This window comes from Gammaproteobacteria bacterium CG11_big_fil_rev_8_21_14_0_20_46_22 (genome assembly GCA_002796245.1).
Taxonomy (GTDB): domain Bacteria; phylum Pseudomonadota; class Gammaproteobacteria; order UBA12402; family UBA12402; genus 1-14-0-20-46-22.
Genome location: PCWT01000017.1, coordinates 1 through 3,982, shown reverse-complemented (window position 1 = coordinate 3,982; position 3,982 = coordinate 1). Strand labels below are relative to the sequence as shown.

Genomic DNA, 3,982 nt, shown 5'->3' with positions numbered 1-3,982 from the left:
CAGCATCTTCTGTTGAAAAATGACCTCTATTTCTAACGGCTTTTCGCAATGTGCCATTGAGCGATTCAACAATATTTGTTGTGTAAATAATCAGCCTAATCAAATTATCTAACGCTTTTCCCCATCATTCTAACCACATTACATAATGGTTTAATATAAAACCCCATCAAGGAGCTTGATTAAAAACTCCCGATGAGGTTCTCTTTTGTTACCACACAAAAAGAGAACCCCAATGTCTCAGAATTTTCTACATAAATCCAGATTTCATGCGCATTTGATTAAAATTGACCGAGAATTAGCGAACATTTGCGCTGAAAAAGGTTGTATTCTTTGCGGCGGAAAATTACATCAGTCAGACTATCCTCGTAGCCCAATGGGCATCAGCCAGGCATTCCGTGATCAGTATGCTAAACGCACCAGCTTTTGCTGCAAAGATTGTCGTAAACGAACTACACCCCCATCTGCCAGATTCTTTGGACGCAGGTGGTATCCAGCGCCACTACACATTTTTATTTCAATCATGATATGTGGGATTAGCAAACGTCGCATTGCGTTAATAGAAAAACATTTCGGGATCGTTGTTCGCGAATCCACCTGGAGACGCTGGCGAAAATGGTGGCGTGATGAATTTGTCGCTACAAAGTTTTGGAGCCAAGCAAAAGGAAAACTGCCGCCTGGTAATGATATCACACAGGGATCATTTCCCCGTGCGATATTCAATTTTTACACCGGCAACGTTGAAGAAAAAATGCTGTTGTTCTTACTTTTTTTATCACCGCTCACAAGCGGTATTTTACGCGCAATTTAATGGGAGAAATATTTACGCAGAGTTTGCAGCTTTAATCAAAAAATCACATCAAGTAGCCTTAGCGCTCAACACACATTGAGAGGTTTTATGGCTACAAACAAACAGAATGCACAAAGTAATCATGCAAGCTGGGCTCGTTTTCGTTTTTCGATTATTGGGCCCTTGCTGTCGGCGCCGCCTGAAAGTGGGTGCTTGAAACAAGAATTAACGGAGTTGTCAAAAAAACAATGGAAAAATCCAATCACGGGGGATCCAATTTCTTTTTCTGTTTCAACCCTAGAGCGCTGGTATTATGCGGCAAAACGAAGCCAAGATCCCATAGAGCGACTTCGCGTGAAACGTCGCAGTGATGCGGCGCACACACGTGCATTGAGTTCTGAGTTAAAATTGGCTGTAAAAAACCAGTATCGAGAACATCCAGGCTGGAGCTACCAACTACATCGCGATAATTTGGCAACAATCGCAAAACAACTGATCCCGCCTGTCCCAGAACCATCCTATAGCACGATTTTTCGCTACATGAAATCACAGGGTTTTACAAAGCGGCGTGTTGTCAAACAAAGACAGACTGCAGGGGCTGTTATCGCCACTGAAAGATTGGAATCACGCGAAGTACGCAGTTACGAAGTGGAACACGTCAATGCATTGTGGCATCTAGATTTTCACCACGGATCACGAAACATACTGGATAAAGATGGGAAATGGCGCAAGCCATTGTTACTTGCCATATTAGACGATCATTCACGTCTCATTTGTCATGCACAGTGGTATTTGGATGAGACAGCAGAAAGCTTAGTGCATGGCTTTATGCAAGCATTGCAAAAACGCGCACTACCACGCGCCCTCATGAGCGATAACGGCTCTGCGATGATATCTGCTGAATTTACGCAAGGATTAGAGCGTCTTTCTATCTTGCATCAACCCACATTGCCGTACAGTCCTTATCAAAATGCGAAACAAGAAGTGTTTTGGGCGCAAGTGGAAGGTCGTTTGATGGCGATGCTCGAGGGTGAATCTGAACTGACGTTATCGCTTTTAAATAATGCCACGATTGCTTGGATTGAATTTGAATATCATCGCAAGGTTCATTCTGAAATTGCAGCAACGCCGCTTGATCGATATTTAAATGAAAAAAATGTAGGACGAGCTTGTCCTGAAATGCTCGTATTAAAACATGCATTTTGCGAGGAAGTGAAAAGACGTCAGCGCAGATCAGATGGAACATTGACGATTAATGGATGTCGTTTTGAAATACCATCGCAGTATCGTCATCTGGAAAATTTAACGGTGCGTTATGCCAGATGGGATTTAAGTTCTGCCATTTTAATTGATCCGCACAGCAATAGTTTTTTAACAACGCTGTATCCGCAAGATAAATCAAAAAATGCAGACAGTGTTCGACGCACCCTTGTGCGCGATAACACTCCACAACACGACACACCACCCACAGGCATTGCGCCATTGCTCAAAGACTTAATGGCGCAATATTCAGCAACGGGGTTTCCGCCGGCTTATTTATCAACAAAAGAAAAAGAGGAAATGTAAAATGAAACCAAGGTTAACAGCACTGTATGGCTTAAAGTACAATCCATTTACGCCAGACGTTCCAGTTGATGCCATACATGCCTACGCAGGGCTTGAAAGCTTTTGTTGGCGTATCGAGCATACTTTTATTCGTGAAGGTGGTTTTGCACTGATAAGCGGTGATCCTGGTACTGGAAAAAGCGTAGCACTTCGGTTGCTTGCTGACAAATTAACGGCGCTGCGTGATGTTCAAGTCGGCGTACTGACGCACTCATCAGCACGATTATCAGATTTTTATCGAGAAATGGGGGATATTTTTGGCGTTACGCTATCAGCGCATAATCGCTGGGGTGGTTTTAAAGGGCTAAGAGAGCGTTGGCAGCAGCATTTAGAGAGTGCTCTACTGCGCCCGATTCTTTTTATCGATGAAGCACAGGAGATGCCGATCAGCGTGTTAAATGAGTTGCGCTTATTAACGAGCGCACAATTTGATTCGCGATTATTACTCAGTATCGTGCTTGCAGGGGATCAGCGTTTAAATGACAAGCTACGGCATGATGAATTGGTGCCGTTAGGTAGTCGAATCAGAATGCGTTTTAATACGGAATATGCAGATACCAACCAACTTATGCAAAGTCTCATGCATTTGTTAGAAAGTGCTGGCAATCCCGATTTAATGACAAAAGAATTAATGCGAACATTGTGTGATCATGCCATGGGTAATTATCGTGCGCTGTGCACAATGGCAGCAGAGCTGCTCGCAGTAGCAGCGCAGCAAGAAAAAGCGCAGTTGGATGAAAAACTGTATCTGGAGTGTTTTGCAGTCAAGCAGCCTGCTCGAAAACAAAAAAATGTGGTGGGAGGTACTCGTGGATAATCCCGTATTGATTGTTGAAGCGCCGATTTTGGATGATGAATCAATCACCAAGATTTATGAGTTTTTACAAAACTTAACATTTGCGTTTAATGCGCATTATTACAAGCAGCTACGCAGATATGATCGCAGTAAAGACTCGCCTGATGGTCCTGATTTTCTTCATGGTATACAGGGTGATCAACGTTCTTTGAATGAGGACGATGCAGGCGATGCGACTAATCAGACCGCTGACTTGTTTGATGACCAAATTCCATTTTAATCAAATTGAGTGATGGATTGTTATACGAGCGCAGCAGAAATGCTGCGTTTTTTTGTGTCAAAAAAATTTTGATTGCCCATCATTTATTGTGGTTAATCGACCATCAAATAGTGAGATTGCACTCAATCAGCGCGTGGCGCTATTCCAAGCCGTGTAGACATAGATCAACGTCCTGCGATCGTAGACAGCCGTAAACGCACTGGTGATTGGGAAGGAGACACCATCATTGGATCGCATGATGGTGGCGCTGTGATTGCGTCCATGGTCGAACGAAAGAGCCGTTACACTGTTCTTGCTAAAGCTAAAAATAAAACGACTAAGGCTGTTATTGAAGGCATTAATCAGCGTATGTTGCCTATTGCTGATTTGGTTTACACGATCACACTAGACAATGGAAAAGAGTTTTCATCACATGAAAAAATGGCTGACACACTTGGTGCCAATGTTTATTTTGCAAAGCCATATCACTCCTGGGAGCGAGGATTAAATGAAAATACAAATGGGCTCGTCAGAC

General features: G+C 43.1%; 5 protein-coding genes. All 5 read left to right on the top strand.

What is annotated here, in order from left to right; genetic code table 11:
• Positions 1–232: 232 nt before the first annotated feature.
• Positions 233–808 carry a hypothetical protein gene (locus tag COV52_02070; GenBank protein ID PIR11801.1) on the top strand — a complete coding sequence of 192 codons (576 nt, stop codon included), beginning with the start codon at positions 233–235 and terminating at the stop codon, positions 806–808.
• Positions 809–895: 87 nt separating this feature from the next.
• Complete coding sequence (locus COV52_02065) at positions 896–2,353, top strand: IS481 family transposase (protein ID PIR11800.1); 1,458 nt, start codon at positions 896–898, stop codon at positions 2,351–2,353.
• 1 nt (position 2,354) lies between these two features.
• Entirely contained in the window at positions 2,355–3,209 is an 855-nt protein-coding gene (locus tag COV52_02060) for a general secretion pathway protein GspA (protein ID PIR11799.1), read from the top strand.
• Positions 3,202–3,468: a hypothetical protein gene (locus COV52_02055; GenBank protein ID PIR11798.1), complete on the top strand. Its 267-nt coding sequence runs from the start codon at positions 3,202–3,204 to the stop codon at positions 3,466–3,468. Before COV52_02060 ends, COV52_02055 begins: the two co-directional genes overlap by 8 nt.
• Before the next feature lie 249 nt (positions 3,469–3,717).
• A partial coding sequence (locus tag COV52_02050; GenBank protein PIR11797.1) for an IS30 family transposase occupies positions 3,718–3,982 on the top strand: 265 nt, incomplete at its 3' end.